The organism is Pseudalkalibacillus hwajinpoensis, from assembly GCF_015234585.1.
GTDB classification, from domain to species: domain Bacteria; phylum Bacillota; class Bacilli; order Bacillales; family Guptibacillaceae; genus Guptibacillus; species Guptibacillus hwajinpoensis_B.
Map to the genome: position 1 here is coordinate 1 of NZ_JADFCM010000009.1, position 18,089 is coordinate 18,089.

At 38.8% G+C, this 18,089-nt stretch carries 16 protein-coding genes, 1 pseudogene and 1 riboswitch; of the genes and pseudogenes, 4 read left to right on the forward strand and 13 right to left on the reverse strand.

Annotated features, from left to right (window positions below; all coding sequences use genetic code 11):
• The 4 genes and pseudogenes from IQ283_RS22190 to IQ283_RS22205 all read right to left on the reverse strand — a co-directional run.
• Nucleotides 1-803 (reverse strand): annotated as a pseudogene (locus IQ283_RS22190) (hypothetical protein); the annotation flags it as partial.
• Complete coding sequence (locus IQ283_RS22195) at nucleotides 804-2,156, reverse strand: glycosyltransferase family 2 protein (RefSeq protein WP_242057447.1); 1,353 nt, start codon at nucleotides 2,154-2,156, stop codon at nucleotides 804-806.
• A gap of 49 nt (nucleotides 2,157-2,205) precedes the next feature.
• Complete coding sequence (locus tag IQ283_RS22200) at nucleotides 2,206-3,252, reverse strand: HEAT repeat domain-containing protein (protein WP_194222345.1); 1,047 nt, start codon at nucleotides 3,250-3,252, stop codon at nucleotides 2,206-2,208.
• Between the two features lie 25 nt (nucleotides 3,253-3,277).
• Nucleotides 3,278-4,876, reverse strand: a complete 1,599-nt coding sequence (locus IQ283_RS22205; protein WP_194222346.1) for a GGDEF domain-containing response regulator — start codon at nucleotides 4,874-4,876, stop codon at nucleotides 3,278-3,280.
• A gap of 326 nt (nucleotides 4,877-5,202) precedes the next feature.
• Between IQ283_RS22205 and IQ283_RS22210 the strand changes: the two genes are divergently transcribed.
• The 3 genes from IQ283_RS22210 (at nucleotide 5,203) to IQ283_RS22220 (ending at nucleotide 8,229) form a co-directional block, all read left to right on the forward strand.
• Nucleotides 5,203-5,634, forward strand: a complete 432-nt coding sequence (locus tag IQ283_RS22210; RefSeq protein WP_194222347.1) for a MarR family winged helix-turn-helix transcriptional regulator — start codon at nucleotides 5,203-5,205, stop codon at nucleotides 5,632-5,634.
• Nucleotides 5,627-6,817 carry an MFS transporter gene (locus IQ283_RS22215; protein WP_194222348.1) on the forward strand — a complete coding sequence of 397 codons (1,191 nt, stop codon included), beginning with the start codon at nucleotides 5,627-5,629 and terminating at the stop codon, nucleotides 6,815-6,817. Before IQ283_RS22210 ends, IQ283_RS22215 begins: the two co-directional genes overlap by 8 nt.
• 98 nt (nucleotides 6,818-6,915) lie before the next feature.
• Complete coding sequence (locus IQ283_RS22220) at nucleotides 6,916-8,229, forward strand: alanine/glycine:cation symporter family protein (protein WP_242057448.1); 1,314 nt, start codon at nucleotides 6,916-6,918, stop codon at nucleotides 8,227-8,229.
• A 29-nt stretch (nucleotides 8,230-8,258) separates the two neighbouring features.
• Here the strand turns inward: IQ283_RS22220 and IQ283_RS22225 are convergent, their stop codons facing one another.
• The gene (locus tag IQ283_RS22225; protein WP_198427153.1) at nucleotides 8,259-9,011 is read right to left on the reverse strand and encodes a histidine phosphatase family protein; all 753 of its coding nucleotides are present in this window, start codon (nucleotides 9,009-9,011) and stop codon (nucleotides 8,259-8,261) included.
• Nucleotides 9,012-9,052: 41 nt separating this feature from the next.
• Entirely contained in the window at nucleotides 9,053-10,381 is a 1,329-nt protein-coding gene (locus IQ283_RS22230) for a CoA-disulfide reductase (protein ID WP_194222349.1), read from the reverse strand.
• 239 nt (nucleotides 10,382-10,620) lie between these two features.
• Here IQ283_RS22230 and IQ283_RS22235 point away from each other — a divergent pair, with 239 nt between their 5' ends.
• Nucleotides 10,621-11,616: an LLM class flavin-dependent oxidoreductase gene (locus IQ283_RS22235; RefSeq protein ID WP_194222350.1), complete on the forward strand. Its 996-nt coding sequence runs from the start codon at nucleotides 10,621-10,623 to the stop codon at nucleotides 11,614-11,616.
• Between the two features lie 76 nt (nucleotides 11,617-11,692).
• Here IQ283_RS22235 and IQ283_RS22240 read toward each other — a convergent pair whose 3' ends face one another.
• The 7 genes from IQ283_RS22240 to IQ283_RS22270 all read right to left on the reverse strand — a co-directional run bounded on the left by IQ283_RS22240 (nucleotide 11,693) and on the right by IQ283_RS22270 (nucleotide 18,048).
• Nucleotides 11,693-12,772 carry an AI-2E family transporter gene (locus IQ283_RS22240; protein ID WP_194222351.1) on the reverse strand — a complete coding sequence of 360 codons (1,080 nt, stop codon included), beginning with the start codon at nucleotides 12,770-12,772 and terminating at the stop codon, nucleotides 11,693-11,695.
• Between the two features lie 284 nt (nucleotides 12,773-13,056).
• Nucleotides 13,057-13,551, reverse strand: coding sequence for an acyl-CoA thioesterase (locus tag IQ283_RS22245; RefSeq protein ID WP_194222352.1), 495 nt, complete (start codon nucleotides 13,549-13,551; stop codon nucleotides 13,057-13,059).
• 114 nt (nucleotides 13,552-13,665) lie between these two features.
• A riboswitch (cobalamin riboswitch) is annotated at nucleotides 13,666-13,849 on the reverse strand.
• Nucleotides 13,850-14,022: 173 nt separating this feature from the next.
• A complete protein-coding gene (locus IQ283_RS22250) occupies nucleotides 14,023-14,688 on the reverse strand; it encodes a DsbA family protein (RefSeq protein WP_194222353.1) in 666 nt (221 codons plus the stop codon).
• Between the two features lie 21 nt (nucleotides 14,689-14,709).
• Entirely contained in the window at nucleotides 14,710-15,129 is a 420-nt protein-coding gene (locus IQ283_RS22255; protein ID WP_194222354.1) for a DoxX family protein, read from the reverse strand.
• A gap of 102 nt (nucleotides 15,130-15,231) precedes the next feature.
• On the reverse strand, nucleotides 15,232-15,678 hold the full coding sequence (locus tag IQ283_RS22260) for a threonine/serine exporter family protein (RefSeq protein ID WP_194222355.1): 447 nt from the start codon (nucleotides 15,676-15,678) through the stop codon (nucleotides 15,232-15,234).
• Nucleotides 15,679-15,693: 15 nt separating this feature from the next.
• Nucleotides 15,694-16,455 carry a threonine/serine exporter family protein gene (locus IQ283_RS22265; protein WP_194222356.1) on the reverse strand — a complete coding sequence of 254 codons (762 nt, stop codon included), beginning with the start codon at nucleotides 16,453-16,455 and terminating at the stop codon, nucleotides 15,694-15,696.
• Between the two features lie 207 nt (nucleotides 16,456-16,662).
• Nucleotides 16,663-18,048: a tetratricopeptide repeat protein gene (locus tag IQ283_RS22270; RefSeq protein WP_194222357.1), complete on the reverse strand. Its 1,386-nt coding sequence runs from the start codon at nucleotides 18,046-18,048 to the stop codon at nucleotides 16,663-16,665.
• Nucleotides 18,049-18,089 lie beyond the last annotated feature (41 nt).

The following is an 18,089-nucleotide window of genomic DNA, read 5'->3' on the forward strand; positions in this document are numbered from 1 at the left end:
ACATAAGACATAGAGTCCTTTACTAAGGAATCTTCAAACCATTTCTTACCTTGGTCATTGAATGAGAATTGTACGGTATCATTTCCAACCTCATCTTTTTCAATAACAATGATCGAATCATCTTCATTCACAAAAATTAATCCTTGATCCGAAAAATCCCATTCTTCTTCATTCTGTTTTTCATAGTTACTAATAGCCCATCCTGGAACTTCACCATCTGCTGATAGGTCATCGAAATAACGACCGATCCACCCGGACCACTCCAGATTCAGAATAGAATATAGACCCTCTCTCGCCTTATCATCAGTCGGGCTACCAAATGCATTAAACTCCGCAACAAATGTAGATCCCTGCTGTACAGCTTCAGATATCAAACTAACTTCTTCTTGCTTCATTCCTCCGTAGATTATATCTGACCGATCCCCCTCAGACTCCTTCCCAAACCATTCTTCTTCGTATACTCCATATGAATCAGCAAGATAAATTAAGTCCTGTCCCACAAGTGTTTCGGGGAAGGAATCAATCGTATAGTCTTTTTCATCTTCTGGTCGGAATCCTGTATAATCCTCTACTTCTGAGTAAGGAGTCCCATCCCCTTTCACCCACTTCTCGTGATTCAGAACCCATGTTAGACCTTTGTGTTCACGATAGGTTTCATCAGGAATAGTTTTATCAATAATAAATACATCTTTCCTAGTCTCATCCCCCATATACCAATAAAGAACAGGAAACATTAGAATAAGTCCTAAAGCTAGTAACCCCACTACAAAACTAATAATTGTTGTTCGCTTTATACTACGCACTTATTTTGAAACCCCTTTTCTGCTCATTTCACCCCAGCTTGTGTTTCCACGAATCAGCTGAATAATACCTTCGACTCTCCAAAACACGGTCAATGGCCGAAACCAGAACGCTTCAGAAAGAGAATAGAAATACAACCGTACTAAATCTTGTACTCTTGTATATCGTCTTAAGCTCCATTCTTCTAGTAGCACTGCACTCATCGATAAGAGAGAACCATAAATGACTGCGAGCAAGAACAGAAGTACAGCAAATGAAGTATAAATACCACCAACAAATGGTGAAATAACCATAATAATATAACCAAGTAATTCAATGACAGGACCTAGAAATTCGACAATTAAGAAATATGGCATTGAAACAGTACCAACAAGACCGTACTTAGGGTTCCCTAGCATTTTCTTGTTATGCCAAAGACTCTCAAAAAGACCTCTATGCCATCTACTCCTTTGCCTCCTTAAAATCTTCGAAGATTCCGGTGCTTCAGTCCAGCAAACAGGATCAGGAACATAAACAATTCTCTTCCCTGATTTCTCTTCTTTGATTAATTTATGAAGCCTGACTACTAGGTCCATATCTTCTCCAACGGTGTCCGTTCGATAGCCGTTTACCTTTACAACGCTCTCACGATGAAAGACGCCAAACGCTCCAGAGATAATTAATAAGAGATTATGTTTTGAAAGGCCAATCCTCCCCATAAGGAACGCGCGGAAGTACTCAATAACCTGCATGACAACGAGAGGACTTTTAGAAAGGGCAACCTTCATGACTTCTCCACGTTCAATTGAACAACCGTTAGCGATTCTTACGCTCCCTCCTACTGCTACAATTTCTTCTTTAGAATCAATAATCGGTTTCATTACTTTAGCAAAAGCATCTCGTTCAATAATAGAATCGCCATCCAGAGAGCAGAAGTATGGATAATGAGCAACGTTTATCCCGGCATTGAGAGCATCTGCCTTTCCGCCATTCACTTTGTCAATTGCGTATAGGTTTTCATAAATAGTGGATTGGTAGACAGAAATAATTTCACTAGATTTAATCTGTTTACGAATCACTTTCTCAACCTTTACCATTTCAAATGATTCAATAACAGATTCTAATGTTTTATCTTTAGACCCATCATTAATCACAACCACTTCGTACTCAGGATAATTGATACTAAGGAGTGAACGAACGCTTGGCACAATTCCGGCTTCCTCGTTGTAAGCAGGAACAAGAATAGATACAGGTCTCGTAAAGGAGGATTGAGCTAATTCCTCATATGGCTCAAATTGATCGAGCTTATATTCTTTGCGAAGTTGAACAGAAGAAATCAGAAAAAGGATGAAATAGAAAATGATAATTCCAACCATATAGATAGCCACAAAAATTGTAAATATAAGAAGTAATGTTGAAAAAATACTAGCGATAGACACTGTTTCTCCCCTTTCTAAGCAGCCATTCCTTCGCTGCATCACGCGCAAACCGATCGACATGAGTAGCGGCAACATCTTCTAAGATTGCCTGGCCGTTCTGCTGCACAATAATAGACTCAGCAGCAGTAGTTCTAACCCACCAGTTTTCATCAGTAAGAAGGATTAACAGATCATCTAAGAAGCGACTATCCTTTAATGGCTTTACCAATCTAGCAGCCATCATTCTCTCTTGCCAGCTTGATGCGTGCAAAGAGGGTTTGATTTTGTTCGCATTTGTAACGTACCCGTACTTAACAAGAGATTTAAGAGCACGAATTCGAAATTCTGTGTCTTTAGAGTCTATGAAAGATTCAATTGCGGGCAAATACTTGTATTCTCCACTATCCCCCATTGCTTCAATAAGCGACAGCTGAATCCATTGGGGAAACTCTTCTATTGTTCCAATAAAGCGGTCTAATAGATCTTCATCTAATCTTCCAAACAAGTCCAAATAATAAAAGTTAGGATATTCTTTTTCCTCACTTAATAGAATCGTATAGATGCGTTCATCCTGTAGGTTCCCAAGTATACGTAATACCTGAATAGACTCCAGTTCACTCGTGCGTTTTTCTTTATAAAGACCGACACATTGCTCAACTAGCGAAATCATACGAAACTTCTCAATCCGATGGAGGGTATTCATACGTATACTCCATCGGTTATGAAGTAATCTTTTCTTGTAATAATCTTCAAGGGTTGTCTCAGCAAGTTCTTCAATTCTGCGTGAGGTATCGTTATCCCCTTTCATTAGAGAATAGTAGCGGGTCAGAACATCCTCAAAAGCTTCAATCATATAAGGTTCCTTCGGTAACTGGAGTTCTCCGTGGCCTTGAATATACGGGGTAATGTGCTCTAAGTAGTAAACTTTCCAATTTCCTTTTTTCTGTTCGAAACGGTTAGATCGAACTTTTTGACCTACAAGGAAGAGAAATAAAGCCGTTAAAGCAATAAAAAGAATAATAAACACTTGAAAAATAATAAAAACTGCACTCATATCTACATTCGCCTCATTCTTTCTCTTAAAGCATTTTTTGAATTAACCTTCTAATTCTAGCTTCTAATTCGCCCATGCTAAATGGCTTTGTAATATAATCATCGGCGCCAAGCTCTAAAGCTTTAACTATATCTTTTTCTGCTTTACGACCTGTCAGCATCATAACAGTGTATTTGCTTTGACTACTCTCCTTACGTAACTTGCGCAATACCTCAATCCCATCCATTCTTGGCATAATGCCATCAAGTAGAACAAGACAAGAAGAACCGGCTTTGTGCCAGCTATCTTCAAAGAAACTTTCTCCTTCACGATAGCTTTTCACTTCAACCTCATAATTTCCTTCTGGTTGAAGCTGTTGAAGTTGAGAAGTGAGTAATGTTCTGATGATCTCGTCATCATCAACAACAGCAATTCGAATCGTCTTAATAGGCTTTGTATTAGTTAAATCACTTTCATAAATAACCATTTGATTTCGCCCGTTTGCCTTTGCACGATACAGCGCTTCATCCGCTTGATTTAATAGCTTTTTGTTGGAAGAAGAACCATCAATGTCAACGATCCCGCCAGAGAATGTAACAGAGAATCTCTCTTCTTTAACCCGAAATACTTTTGAACGAAATCCGCTTAATAAACGTTGGAGAAATTTATCAGCCTGAATAGATGTTGTATCAGGTAAAATCAAGACAAATTCTTCACCACCGTATCGAATCAATGTATCAGTACGTCTTTTTTCATCCATAATAAATTGTGATAACTTTCTTAGCACCTGATCCCCAATTAAGTGACCGAAACGGTCGTTAATAGATTTAAAATGGTCTATATCAAAAATGGCTAATGAAGCTTTTTCTCCATTACGGACAAGGTCATAGCGCATATAATTCAGTTGGCTATCAAGAAATTTCCGATTGTATGCACCCGTCAATTCGTCTGTTAATACAGAATGAACAATGTTTTTTCTTTTGGAAATTTTCCCATTTACCCTTAATAAATATTCCTCTAAGGTTATATCTACATCAAAAAAGTCATCTGCTCCAAATCGATAACCGTCGATACGATTAGAAATCGAATTTTCTGTATCTGTCATAATAAACGGAGTAAACTGTAGCTCTGCTTTTTCTCTAACTTCTTTGGCTATACCTGATTTATCTGTTTTGATTAAAAGATAATCTACGATAATACAATCAGGATGCATATCATATAATGCCGTTTGCGCCTTTTTAAGGTCCATCGCTGCAAAAACGATATATCCTTCCTTCTCGAGCTGAGCTTTCCGCTCAATTAACGTCATCGGATTTTGATTGATAAGCATAATCATCTTCTGAACATTTGCTTCTTCATCCTTACCTTTGTTCTCAACAGCCGCTTCGAGAATTTCCTCCATCACACTATTTAGTAATTGAGTTGTTTCTTCATTTGTTAGGGTTCTTTCGCTTTCTAAATCCATCTTCATCAGCAACTCTTCCGCTTTATCAGCGGATACGTTATATCCAACTGTCCCAGCAGTACCTTTAAACGTATGTAAAAACTTATATAATTCCATCTCTGTTATACTCTCATTTTCTGCTATCATCTCGTCATATTTTTCTTTCATATTAGAAACAAACTTCTTTTTATATTTCTCCAATGTAAAGCCTCCTCTTTCAAATAAGAGTGAATTTTGTCGAATTACTAAATACTCTCATCATAATTTAGTTTTAGATGTTCCACAACAAAGATTGTGTATTTTTTCCACATTTTATAAACTTCTATCTTTCGATTCATACCTTTCTACACCTTTTTTATCATCGTATATATCAAAGTGAATCTTCCATCAACTAACAGCGAGGTTATGTTAATAAATTTAATAGAGTCTTATCTCATTGCAAACGACATTTGTTTACAAAGTTTACTTCCTTAGGTACACTAGTATCTATGCGAATTATTTACCCAGGTAAATAAAAGGGGGTTAACATGATTTCAACAAGCGATATTTTCCATTCGTTACATCAACAAGTGCGACACATCACAAAAGAAGTAAACGAGCTATTGAAAGAGTATAACTTATATAGTTCACAATGGACGATTCTCTATTGTCTTGATCAATTCGGTCCTATGAAACAGACAGATATCTGGAAATACTTAAATGTTGAAGCGCCAACTACCACTCGTACTCTTGTTCGAATGGAACAAAATAACTGGATTAATCGAATGGAAGGTTCCGATAAGCGTGAACGCATTGTTAGTCTTACTCATGAGGCAGAAGGGCTTTTGCCTACCATAAAAGATTCTATTAAAGAGATGGAAGAATCCCTCCTTCAACACCTATCAACTGAAGAGCAGATTCACTTTTATCATCTTTTAAACAAAATAGGGCAACAGAAAGGAGAGAAAACACATGTCTAATAAACAACCCATTTGGACAAAAAGCTTTTTAAATATCTCAACTAGTAATCTATTTATCTTCATTGTTTTCTATGCACTTCTAACCTTACTCCCTATATACGTTACAGAGGAACTTGGCGGAAGCGAATCTCAAGCAGGTCTTATTATTACGATTTTCTTACTATCTGCTATTATTGTTCGCCCTTTCTCTGGAAAATTAATTGATCGGTTTGGCAAAAAGAAAATGCTCGTAACGAGTGCTTCTCTATTTGCTGCGGCTTCTTTTATCTATCCATTAGTAGACAACTACTATGCTTTACTCTTACTACGATTCTTTCACGGTGTATGGTTTAGTATTGTTACCACGGCAGCCGGAGCAATTGCTGCAGACACAATTCCAAGAGAACGACGTGGAGAAGGTTTAGGTTATTTCGCAATGTCTATGAACCTTGCAGTTGTTACAGGTCCCTTCCTGGCCCTAACGCTTCTTCAATATGTTTCATATATAACAATTTTCCTTGTATTAAGTACCATAATGGTGATAGGGGTTCTTTGCACACTAGGCGTAAAAGCCATAGAAAATACCGAACCTATACCTAAGAAAAAATTGTCATTTGATGACCTTTTCGAAATAAAATCATTCCCAATTGCAATCGTTGGACTCTTTGTTGCTTTCTCTTATGCAAGCGTCATTTCATTTATCTCTCTATACGCGAAATCAATCGGTCTTCTTGAAGCTGCGGGATTCTTCTTCGCAGTATTCGCTGTAGCTATGCTTGTCTCACGACCATTCACTGGCAGGATGTTTGATTTGAGAGGACCTAATACTGTTATTCTGCCTGCATTTATTTTGTTTGCTCTTGGTCTCGTAACTCTTAGCTTTACAACACAAGCATGGATGTTACTTCTTGCAGGGGCATTTATCGGGTTAGGATACGGTTCGATTGTACCAAGCTTCCAAACACTTGCTATCCAAGCAGCTCCCGAATCAAGAAGCGCGCATGCAACGGCAACTTTTTTCACCTTTTTCGATACTGGAATCGCAACGGGGTCATTCGTACTCGGCATCATTGTGACTTCTCTCGGTTATGCTAATCTCTACATGATTCTAGGGCTCTTTGTGATTGGTATTCTTTTCTTCTATCAATGGATTCAGAAACAAAAAAGCTCGAGAAAACAACTTCAATCACAAATTAATTACTAAGGAAATGTATACCATAGCGATTTAATGGGTTGAAGTATAGTGAAAAAGTAAGCTATTATGGGAGAATCTTATTTTTTCATGAGAGCGAGTTGACAACAGTGCAAGTAATAGAAGCAATTAACGCGGTTCTTTGGGGACCCATAATGATTTCCCTCCTCCTTGGAACTGGGTTGTTTTTCACGATACGTCTTGGATTTATCCAGTTTACAGGCTTAAAAGAAGGATTTCGCCAAACATTTGGGCCCCTGTTTTCAAAAAAGAAACAAAAAGGTATTTCGCCTTACCAGGCTCTCTCAACAGCCATTGCGGCTCAAGTAGGGACTGGGAATTTAGCTGGAGTAGCCACTGCTATTGCAGCAGGGGGACCAGGAGCTATTTTTTGGATGTGGATCTCTTCCTTTCTTGGTATGGCGACGATCTTTGCTGAAGCTGTTCTAGCTCAGAAATTTCGCGTAAAAGAAAATGGGGTCGTAAAAGGTGGACCCGCTTACTATATTCGCGACGGTCTAGGTAGTAAAAAATTAGCCGCCTTCTTTGCGATTGCGATCATTTGTGCGCTTGGTTTTGTTGGGAATATGGTGCAATCTAATTCAATAGCCGAGGCTTTTCAAACCGCATTTCAAATTCCACCGCTTGCGATCGGCATAGGTGTAGCGATTTTAATTAGTTTAATACTATTCGGTGGTATCAATCGAATTGCTCGATTTGCAGGCAATGTCGTTCCGATTATGGCGTTACTCTACATTATCGGAGCTCTTATCATTCTTGTCTTACATTTCGATCAAGTACTTCCAGCACTATCACTTATCGTTGAATCGGCATTCACTCCAGAATCAGCTGGAGGCGGGGTACTTGGCGCTTCCATCAAAGAAGCCATTCGTTATGGAGTTGCAAGAGGTTTATTTTCAAATGAAGCCGGTATGGGATCAACGCCACACGCTCATGCTGTAGCGGAAGTGAAACACCCTGCCCAACAAGGATTTGTAGCCATGGTAGGTGTTCTCATCGATACCGTGATTATTTGTACCGTTACAGCACTCGTGATTCTTGTAACGGACGGGGCAAGTTCTAACCTTACTGGAATTGAATTAACCCAGGCTAGTTTCACGAGTGGACTCGGTGGCTTTGGCGTTTACTTTATTGCATTTAGTCTTTTGTTCTTTAGTTTCACAACAATTTTAGGCTGGGCTTACTTTGGCGAAACAAATGTAAATTATTTATTTGGACAAAAAAGCGTCCCTTACTATCGTGGTGCTGTTCTTGTTTTCATCGTCCTAGGAACTGTTTTAAATGTGCCGTTCGTATGGCAGCTTGCCGATACATTTAATGCATTCATGGTGTTGCCCAACGTCATTGCCCTGATCGCTTTAAGTAGCGTCGTAAAAAAATCATATAAAGAGCTTTCTCAATAAAAAAAGCGATGCAGCTGCATCGCTTTTTTCTATCTATCTGCACTTAGATGAGAGTTGATATTCAGACTGCGGATCACGATTTCATCGCCAGCCACATCAAGGATATTTATTCCTGTATTATCTTGAAAGATGCGACGATAGTTGGCAAAAGGCATCCCAAGTACTCCTGCTAGAAAGAAACGAATCGTGTTGTTGTGCGCAACAACGAGCACCGTTTCACCGGAATGCTTTTCACTTATTTCCTTAAAAAAAGATGACGCTCTTTCATACATTTCACGAGCCGTTTCACCCGTTCGCCCCGCTCTTGTTTCCCATGGGTTAGCCATCCAATTATCCCATGAGTCAGGATCTTCTTTAATAAACTCCGCTTTCGATCGACCTTCCCACTCTCCAAAATCACCTTCATAGATCCGTTCATCTATTTGAATCGGCAAATCTCGTTCTCCTAAAATGAGTTCAGCTGTATGACGTGCACGTATTAATGGAGAAGCATAAGCTCGATCAAACGAAACCGAACTTAGAAAGTCGCCTGCATTCTTCGCTTGAGTGGCTCCCTCCGTAGAAAGTCCAATATCTGTTCGTCCACAATAAAGATCTCCTGCTGCATTCCATTCACTTTCACCATGTCGTACAAGATAAATACGCGTATGACTTTGTTTCGTTGCTTTATTTATACTCTTATTGGTCACTACTTGTTCACTCTCTCCTACACAAATTCTAACCTTCATTATGGCTATCGTATCGAGAGGATGCAAGTAGAAGAAAATGTTTCTTTTTCTCATTACACACGAAATCCGCTAGCTATATGCCAGCGGATAATCATCTATAAAGTGGCCTGTAAACCAGCCTGATTTAGAAAGTTCCACGGTTTATTAAAATGTGGTTGGAAAAAGAAATCGATGTATCCTAATTCATCTATAGTCATTTTGTTTTGAATACAAACAGATAGTGTATTAATTGATTGCGTTACGTCTGCTTTAGAGATGACTTGAGCACCAAGAATTCTCCTCGTATCCTCTTCATAAACCACCTTCAGTGTAATCACTTCATAATCTGGCATAAACTCTGGACGATTGTTTTCTTTTATTGTGATTGTTCTCACATGCTTACCCACACTAATAGCTGCCTTCTCAGTTAAACCAGTAGAAGCCATACTATGATCAAAAAGGTGTAAACCAGATGTCCCCTGAGTGCCCATATATCTGATCGTTGGTTTCATAATGTTCTGCCCAACGAGGGTACCCATACGCACAGCATTTGTGGCTAAAGGTATATACGCATTTTCACCAGTTGGATTATATTGTATAGCACAGCTATCGCCAGCAGCAAAAATATTTTCCTTACTCGTTCTCATATATTCATCTACAATAATGGCCCCGTTTGGCATCATCTCTACCTGACCTTTAAGAAGATCTGTATTTGGACGAAAGCCTACAGAAAGAATAACGAGATCTGCTTCATATTCTCCACGGGTTGTCACAACTTTCGAGACGTGTTCCTCTCCTTCAAAACGAGTCACTGTTTCGTTAAGCGCAAGACGAATGCCCCGAGTCTTGAAGTCCTCTTCAATTATATCTGTAAACTCTGGATCAAGATACTTACTTAAGATACGGTCTTCTCCATCAATTAAGGTTACTTCTTTTCCATATTTCTGAAAAGCCTCTACTAACTCAACTCCAATATAGCCTGCCCCAATAACGGTTACGCGCTTAGCTTCCTTTGCTCGTTCGATAATTGTATTAGCTTGAGTATAGTTTTTTGATAAAAGGATATTATTAAGTTGAATTCCTTCAATAGGCGGAATAATCGGCCATGATCCTGTCGCCATCACAAGCTTATCGTAATCATCCTCAAACACTTCTTTTGTATTCAAATTCTTAACGCGAATGCGATTGTTTATAGAATCAATATCTAATACTTCATGCTTCATTTTCATTGTGACACCCATCTCTTCTAACTTCTCAGGAGATGAATAGAATAAACCTTTTGGATCTTTTACAACTCCTCCAACATAAAGAGCAATTCCGCAAGATAAGAAAGAGACATTATCATTACGCTCATAAACCGTAATATCTGCTTCAGGATAACGTGTTGCTATATTCGTAACTGCCGCCGTTCCGGCATGTGTACATCCAACAACTGCTACTTTCATCAATAATTCCTCCTTGTATAATTGTGAAGTATTTCACATAAAAGGATGCAATCATGTGATGTGTTTCACAATTTCTATATTCTAATTATATGTCCCTTTTTTATTAATTTCAATAAGTTTGTTCAATATTTCACAATAAATATCAAATAGAAAGTCGTCTTACTATCACATGCCTTCCTATCGCGTTACGATAATGGTAGAAGGTTAATACTACTTATTAAAGCGGAAGGAGTCTGACCATGGTTACATTAAGCATTCTTGATCAAGTCCCTATACCTTCAGGGAGTGATGCCTATAAAACACTTGAGCATACGCGTGAACTCGCACGTACTGCAGAAGCTCTTGGTTACTACCGATACTGGTTTGCAGAACACCATAGTACAAAAGGACTTGCCAGCACCTCTCCAGAGATTATGATGTCTCACATCGCAGCCTCAACCTCTAATATCAAGGTAGGCTCTGGTGGTGTCCTGCTTCCACAATATAGTCCATTCAAAGTGGCAGAGAATTTCCGACAACTAGAAGCTCTTCATCCAGGACGTGTAGACCTTGGAGTCGGCCGTTCACCCGGTGGTACAGCAAAAACACGATTAGCTTTAACAGATGGCATTAATAAAAGCTTGAATGAATTCCCACGTCAATTAGAAGAGCTCTCCCACTACTTGACTGACTCTATGCCGAGAGGACACGAGTTTGCCGGCATAAAAGCAGCTCCTCAAACCGACTCACCCCCTTCTCTTTGGCTATTAGGCATGGGTGAGAATAGTGCTAAAAAAGCAGCAGAATTGGGCATTGGCTATGTCTTTGGGCATTTTATTAAACCTGATCGAGGGAAGAACGCTCTCCAAACTTACTATCAACAGTTCCAACCTACTTATTATAGTCCTTCTCCCTCAGCTATTATTGCCTTATTTGTCGTATGTGGAGAAACTGACGAAGAGGCGGAAGAACTTGCTTTAAGTCAGGATCTCTGGCTTCTGCGAGTAGAAAAAGGTCTTGATAGTCGAGTGCCATCCATTGACGAAGCTAAACAGCACCGTTATACCGTAACGGAAGAAGAACGAGTAAAAAATAATCGAAAACGAATGATAATAGGATCTAGAGAAACAGTGAAGAAGAAAATCGACGAATTAGCCGAACACTATCAAACTGAAGAATTCATGGTCCTCACAAACATACATGATTATGATGAGCGAAGAAAATCATATGAGCGTCTTGCACATATTTATTTATAAGGCGATTACTCAACATGTTTTTAGGTGTTACTCAAATAAAAGCCCCTACTTCTCAATGAAATAGGGGCTTTTACCGTTATTCAGTTAATTCGGATCGATGCCGTATTCGATAAAATTCATAGAAATTCTTAACGATGACCTTAATGACGGAGTAAAGTGGAATAGCAATCAGCATCCCAATGAACCCATATAAAGCCGCCGCTACAATTAGTAGTAAAATGATGGTTAAAGGGTGTATGTTTAACCTTTTACCTAGGACAACAGGCGCTACCAAGTTTCCTTCTAACTGTTGAACAACTATCGTAATAATAATCACATACAAGGCTAACATCGGTTCTTGTGTTAAAGCGACAACCAGAGCAGGTATAACACCAATAATCGGCCCGAAGAATGGGACAACTGCTGTGACCATCACAAATAGTCCTAATATTAATGCATAAGGTAGTCCAATGATTAAATAACCAACATACATTAGGACACCGTCTACGATTGCTACAATAATTTGTCCGATAATATAGGCCGATAAAGTTTTATCAACCTTATGAAGGATCTTTTCTCCTTCACCCTGATGTTTATTTGGAATAAATCTCAGGAGAAATGGGCTTAATTTATGATCATCTTTAAGAAAATAGAATAAGACAAAAGGTACGATTACAAGGACTGTCGTAGCACTTGTTAATGCACTCACAACCTGCATAATATGATCACCGAGGCTTTGCGTTAAATTACCTAAATAGCTCGTTGCTTTTTGTTGAAGGTTTTCTACAGAAAGCATCCCCATATCATTTTTCTCCATCATTTTCTCAGCTTCTTTTGCTGATTCTTTCAGCTTCTCAGGCAACTCCTTCGAAAACTCTGAAACCTGACTCTGAATCGGATTTGCTAGAAAAGTGAATCCAGTATAGAGGATACCCGCAATCCCTATAAACACAATTAAAATCGCGACAATATCTGATACAAATGGAATCTTTTTTAATAACTTAACAATAGGCTTGATCGCATAATACAAAAAACCAGCAATTAGTACTGGATAAAACAATGTACCAATAATTGTTTTCACTGGTTTTAATAAATCTAATTCTGTCAAAAAGAAAAAACAGATTAATAATAGAATAATACCTGTTATATACTTGAAGAAATCATGTCTAATCCACATTGGCCGTCTCCTTTGTTTTTATTCATTTCACTCTCATCCCTATACCACTCAAAACTCTTTTACTAACTTGATTTCCACAAAAAGTTTACTATTCCAAGGGATCTAAAAAGGAGCCTCTCTCGTAAATATTGTTTCTATAAGAGTGAGGGGTGATTCCCTCTCCAATCAGCTAAATGTGGTTTTAAATACAAAACAACCATCTTTTAGAAAGGAGCCAAAATAAATCGATAAAATGTCTCACAACTAACAAAAGAGAGCCGGAATACTCCGGCCCTCTTTTCGGGTTATAACAACGTTAGGATGTTCCCTAGATTCTTGCTTGTTTCTTTACGATCCAATCTTGTTTGAGCACGTTTTTGGGCTAGTTCATTAAGTTGCCTCTCCCCTTCAGTTTCCGGCTGAATTCCAGGTACTTTCATTGGTCTTCCTTCGAGCAGGGCAACAAATGAAATAAAGCACGTCGCTGCTATTCGATTGGCACCCGTTAAAAGATGTTCGGCGTTTACTTTCACAAAAACTTCCATTGAGCTTTTACCTGTCCATATGACAAATGCTTCATAATGAATCGAATCTTCTTCCGTTATAGGATGTAAAAACTCAACCGTATCCATTGACACCGTCACGCACTCTAGACGAGAATGCCTTGTCGCCGCGATTGATGCTAGCATATCCATTTCGGCAAGGAGTTTACCCCCAAATAATGTCCCATGGCTGTTAAGGTCAGGCGGAAAAATACGGCTGCTCTTATACACTCTTGATTCGCTTACATTCTTTTTCATATCATCTCTCCTTTTCTAAACAATAAAAAATGCATACTCTTTTCATAAGAGCATGCATAACAAATAGACTTTTCCCAGTCTTCTCCGTTACACCCCCCTATCGTCCGTAGGTCAATCAGTGCTTTAGAAAAGGCAGGTCTCCTGGCTTGAAGCTTTGTTGAACGAATGCCCCTTCCCTATCATTGATAAGTGGGGTAACGCACCGTCCTTACTTCTTACAGTGGCGGGACCGCATTGGATTTTCACCAATTTCCCTATTAAGTACTGGAATCAGTACACCTTTTCCATTTTATTCAATTGTACTTCTCTATTCTTCATGCCGGGGATCTAAAAGTCAATACCATTCGTTAATCAAACGTTTGTTTAACTATTTATACCTTAAACAAACGTTTATTTAATGATTTTTCCGCCGGCAGAGGAACCAATTAATTAGAATGCAACAAAAAAAAGACGCCTTCACAGCGCCTTTATTTATTCGTCGGTTGAATCCTCAACCATTTGTTTTAATTCAGATAAACTAGTTCCGTCAAAACGCTTACCATCTACAAATAAGGTAGGCGTTTCTGAAACATTCTTTTTATTTGCATAAGCAAGGTCAGATTCTACTCGTTTCTCACCTGCACCACTCTTATAGGCTTTAACAACTCTGTCCGTTTCTTCTTCACTAACTAGACCACTAAGGGTTTTCGTTAAGAAAGATTCAGTTAAAACATCTTTCGTCTCAGATCCTTTTTTATGTTTGTCATACAGAACATGATGAAATTGCCAAAATACATCATTACCTAATTCTTTATAAACAACCTCAGCAAATTCAGCAGCCCTTGTGGAATCTTTATGGAGGAATGGATAATTAACAAAGTAGAATTTTACTTTCTCAGTCGCAATTAATTCCTCTTGGATTTTTGGAAACAAAGATTCATTAAAGGATTGACATGAAGAGCATTTATAATCACCAAATTGCACAATTTCAACTGGCGCTGTTTCCTCACCCAAGTGCGGTTGAGACTCTAATTTAAATCCTTTTGTATTTGCAAATGGATGAAACAGAAAGTTAATAAACAAAAATAGAATAACGAGTCCCGCAAATAATAATAACCATTTGGCACCCGGTTTTAACTTCTTTTTTGGTTTAGCCATTCAGTCACTTCCTCTTTAATCCTATGTTTCTTTCTCCTGATCGATCTTAAACGACCAACCTTTTCTCTTAAGGTATGTTGAAAGACTATATGGTCCGCCGCCTCCTAGAAATAAAGACACTGACATAGCTAGAAAAGCAATGTCTAGTTCATAACCGCCCAGCATTCCAGTTGATCGCTTTACAAAGAGAAGAGCTCCTAATAAAATCATAGAAAACAGTACGCTGACAATTCGCGTTCCTAAGCCGAGAATCATCAAAACTCCTCCAGTTAACTCAACTATAGCCACAACATAAGCAAGAAAACCAGAAATACCGATCGTCTCAAAAAAAGCTACTGTATTCGTGATCCCTTCAGAAAACTTTAAAAAACCATGAGCAAAAAAAAGCATACCTACGACCAATCGAATTGTTAACAACCCGAGATGGGGATAGGTTTTCATTATTGATCCTCCCCAGATACTAACATTATTTGACACCGTTCGACACAGATATCCAACTAAACGTTATCATAATGAATGCCTACATTGCAAAAGGATGAAGACCTATTTCTGACCCCTTGCGAGTGTGGAATGCCGAATGATTTGATTGATCACTTCCGAAAATACTAACCCTACTGCAATGGATCCCGATATCATAAATGCTCTGGCTGCAAGGTTAATGGCACTATTGTAATCATTTTGAACGAAATTCCTCATCGCATCGTAAGCCAGACCACCAGGAACAAGCGGAATAATCCCCGCTACACTAAATATAATCACTGGTGTCCGATACACCTTTGCAAAAACCTGACTAATAACGGCGATGACAAATGAGGCTGTTACAGTGGCGATGACAGCATCAATACCTGATGCCTCCATTCCGTAATAAATCATCCAGCCACACATGCCTACAAACCCGCCTTTAATAAGGGAGGATTTAGGAGCGTTAAATAACAATCCAAACGCTGCACTTGCCACAAAGCTCGTCAAAACCTGAGCAATAATTGTCATAATTGTCCTCCCTTTCTATAAAAATGATACAACAAGGGCAATGCCTGCTCCAATCGCAAATGCGGTAAGAAAGGCTTCTGCGCCTTTAGATAGGCCTGATATTAAATGCCCCGCCATTAAATCCCTTACAGCGTTCGTGATTAATAGACCAGGAACAAGTGGCATTACTGAACCAATAATAATTCTATCAAGTTGCCCACCGATTCCAGTAGACACAAAAAAGACAGCGAGTAATCCTATGACAAATGAAGCGAGGAATTCTGCGAAGAATTTTATCGGTACAAGGCGGTTAAATAGCGAAACACTATAAAAGCCACCTCCCCCTGCAAGAACCGCTGGAAGAAAATCTCCCCACTCCCCTTGAAACATAATTAGAAAACAACCGCTTGCAATCGCAGCAGCAACTAACTGCTTAGGAAATGTATACCGCTCGGTCATTTTATCCAATCGGTCAAGCTCTTCATAAGCTTCCTTAATCGAAAGACCACCACTGCTAATTCTCCTCGATATACTATTTACCTTCGTTACTTTATCTAAATCCGTCGTGCGTTCTGAAATGCGCATCAACTGTGTTTTGGAAGGTTCAGGACCTTCTAAAGAAAAAATAATCCCAGTAGGGGTTACGTAACTATTCGAATGCGTTGCCCCATAAGCGTCCGCAATTCTAGTCATCGTATCTTCTACACGGTAAGTTTCACCGCCATTTTGCAGCATTACCTTTCCAGCCAAAAGGCATACTTGAATAATGTCATAGGCATAACTCGTTTGATTTTCCATACGTCGCTCCTGACAACCGTGAAGTATTCATTGTTCGTTGTTTCTTAGTTTATATGAACCTACTTATGTTTATCAAATGTAATATAAAAAAAAGACGATCATTTTGAATGTCACTTTAACAAAAAGGCTATGTTAGCTTATACTGTTGATTCCCGATTTTTGGCTCATTAATATAGCCTAAAAAAATAGCGCTGGCATAAGCCAGCGCTATTGTTGAGACACTCTTTGCATTTTAGAATAAATCGACATATAGGTATTCGATTCTTCCACTTTACCCATCTCACGATAAACCTTCGTCAACCACTGAACAGGGGTTGGGTCCGTTGGATGCAGCTCCATCTCCCAATCGAAGCAGGTAATTGCTTCATCATATTGTTTAAGTTTATGGTAGAGCTTACCTAGCTGAAATTGCTTATCTGGATCATCTTGAATATCCGCCATTGTTTGTAGCGTTGATAGGATAGAGAGATCTTGGTTTCTCTCGAATAAAGGCTTCACCCAGCTATAGACGTATCCCAATCCAAATTCATGCAGCATCCTAGGGATGAGTGCTTGAAGTAAACCATCTAGATAAGGACGATTTTCTTTACGTTCCAAACAGCTTTGAAGGGAAGGATAATCAAAGGTTTTGAAATTTGTAGTCTCATCTTGAAATGCACTTAGAAGAAGGTCATATTCACTTTGGGTGATTTCACCTTTTCGTTCTGTCATTAATTGAATGGCTTCACTTGTTTTATTTAAATACATTAGAGCTTGAAAAGCATTGTTTCTTAGAGTTTTATGGTGAGGTGCTTCTGCATACATCAATGATAGCAGACGGGCTCGCTCAGATTCAGAGAGCGTAACATCGATGAGAGATAGTGGGTCCAGATCAACCTCTTCAGGTGATTGGAGATAGAGGTAAAGGCGTAAAGCGGATCGTTCAATAACACGTTTTTCCTTACGAAGGATTGATTCAAGGTAGGCTTGATGTGCTTCAAGGTCATCATAAGCCTGAATTTCAGCAAAAAGCGGATCCACTTCTTTAAGACCATCATGATCTCCTTCATAGAAGCTTCTAACTTTTTGATATTCTAATTTCCGCGATAGTTCGATCGCCCATTTATTTGTTGGATCGAAATAAAGCATCACAGCTAAAATTTGAAACGCCATCCGTAATTGGCCATTTCTGCGGTAGTCATAAAAATGCTTTCGCATTAATTTAATAATGGTTTCGGTTGAGAGAAATGAATCAAAATAAGAAAAGATAAAGGATGTTTCTTGAGGGGTGTACCGTTTCTGTACAGATTGAAAGACTTGCTTTGTAGATTTAAGATGAAGTGTTCGATCAGATAGAAAGTGATCAATAAGCGGGTGAGGTGCTTGGAGTACGATCCCTTTCTGGAAAGCTTTCTCAATAAGAGATCCATTTTTAACTTCTGCCGTTTTTCCAGTAATGAAATCATCTTTATAAAAGAAAAGGTAGAAGTTACTTCCATCTGTCTTCTTAGCTTCTACAATCTTCATTCTTTGATGAATTACGAGTCGCTCAACACGTAATTGGACTTGTCGTTGATTCGAGATAACAGTAACACGTTGTGGTTGCTCGATCATTAAAATCCCTCCCGGGCAGAGCTGATTTTTAATACTTCCAT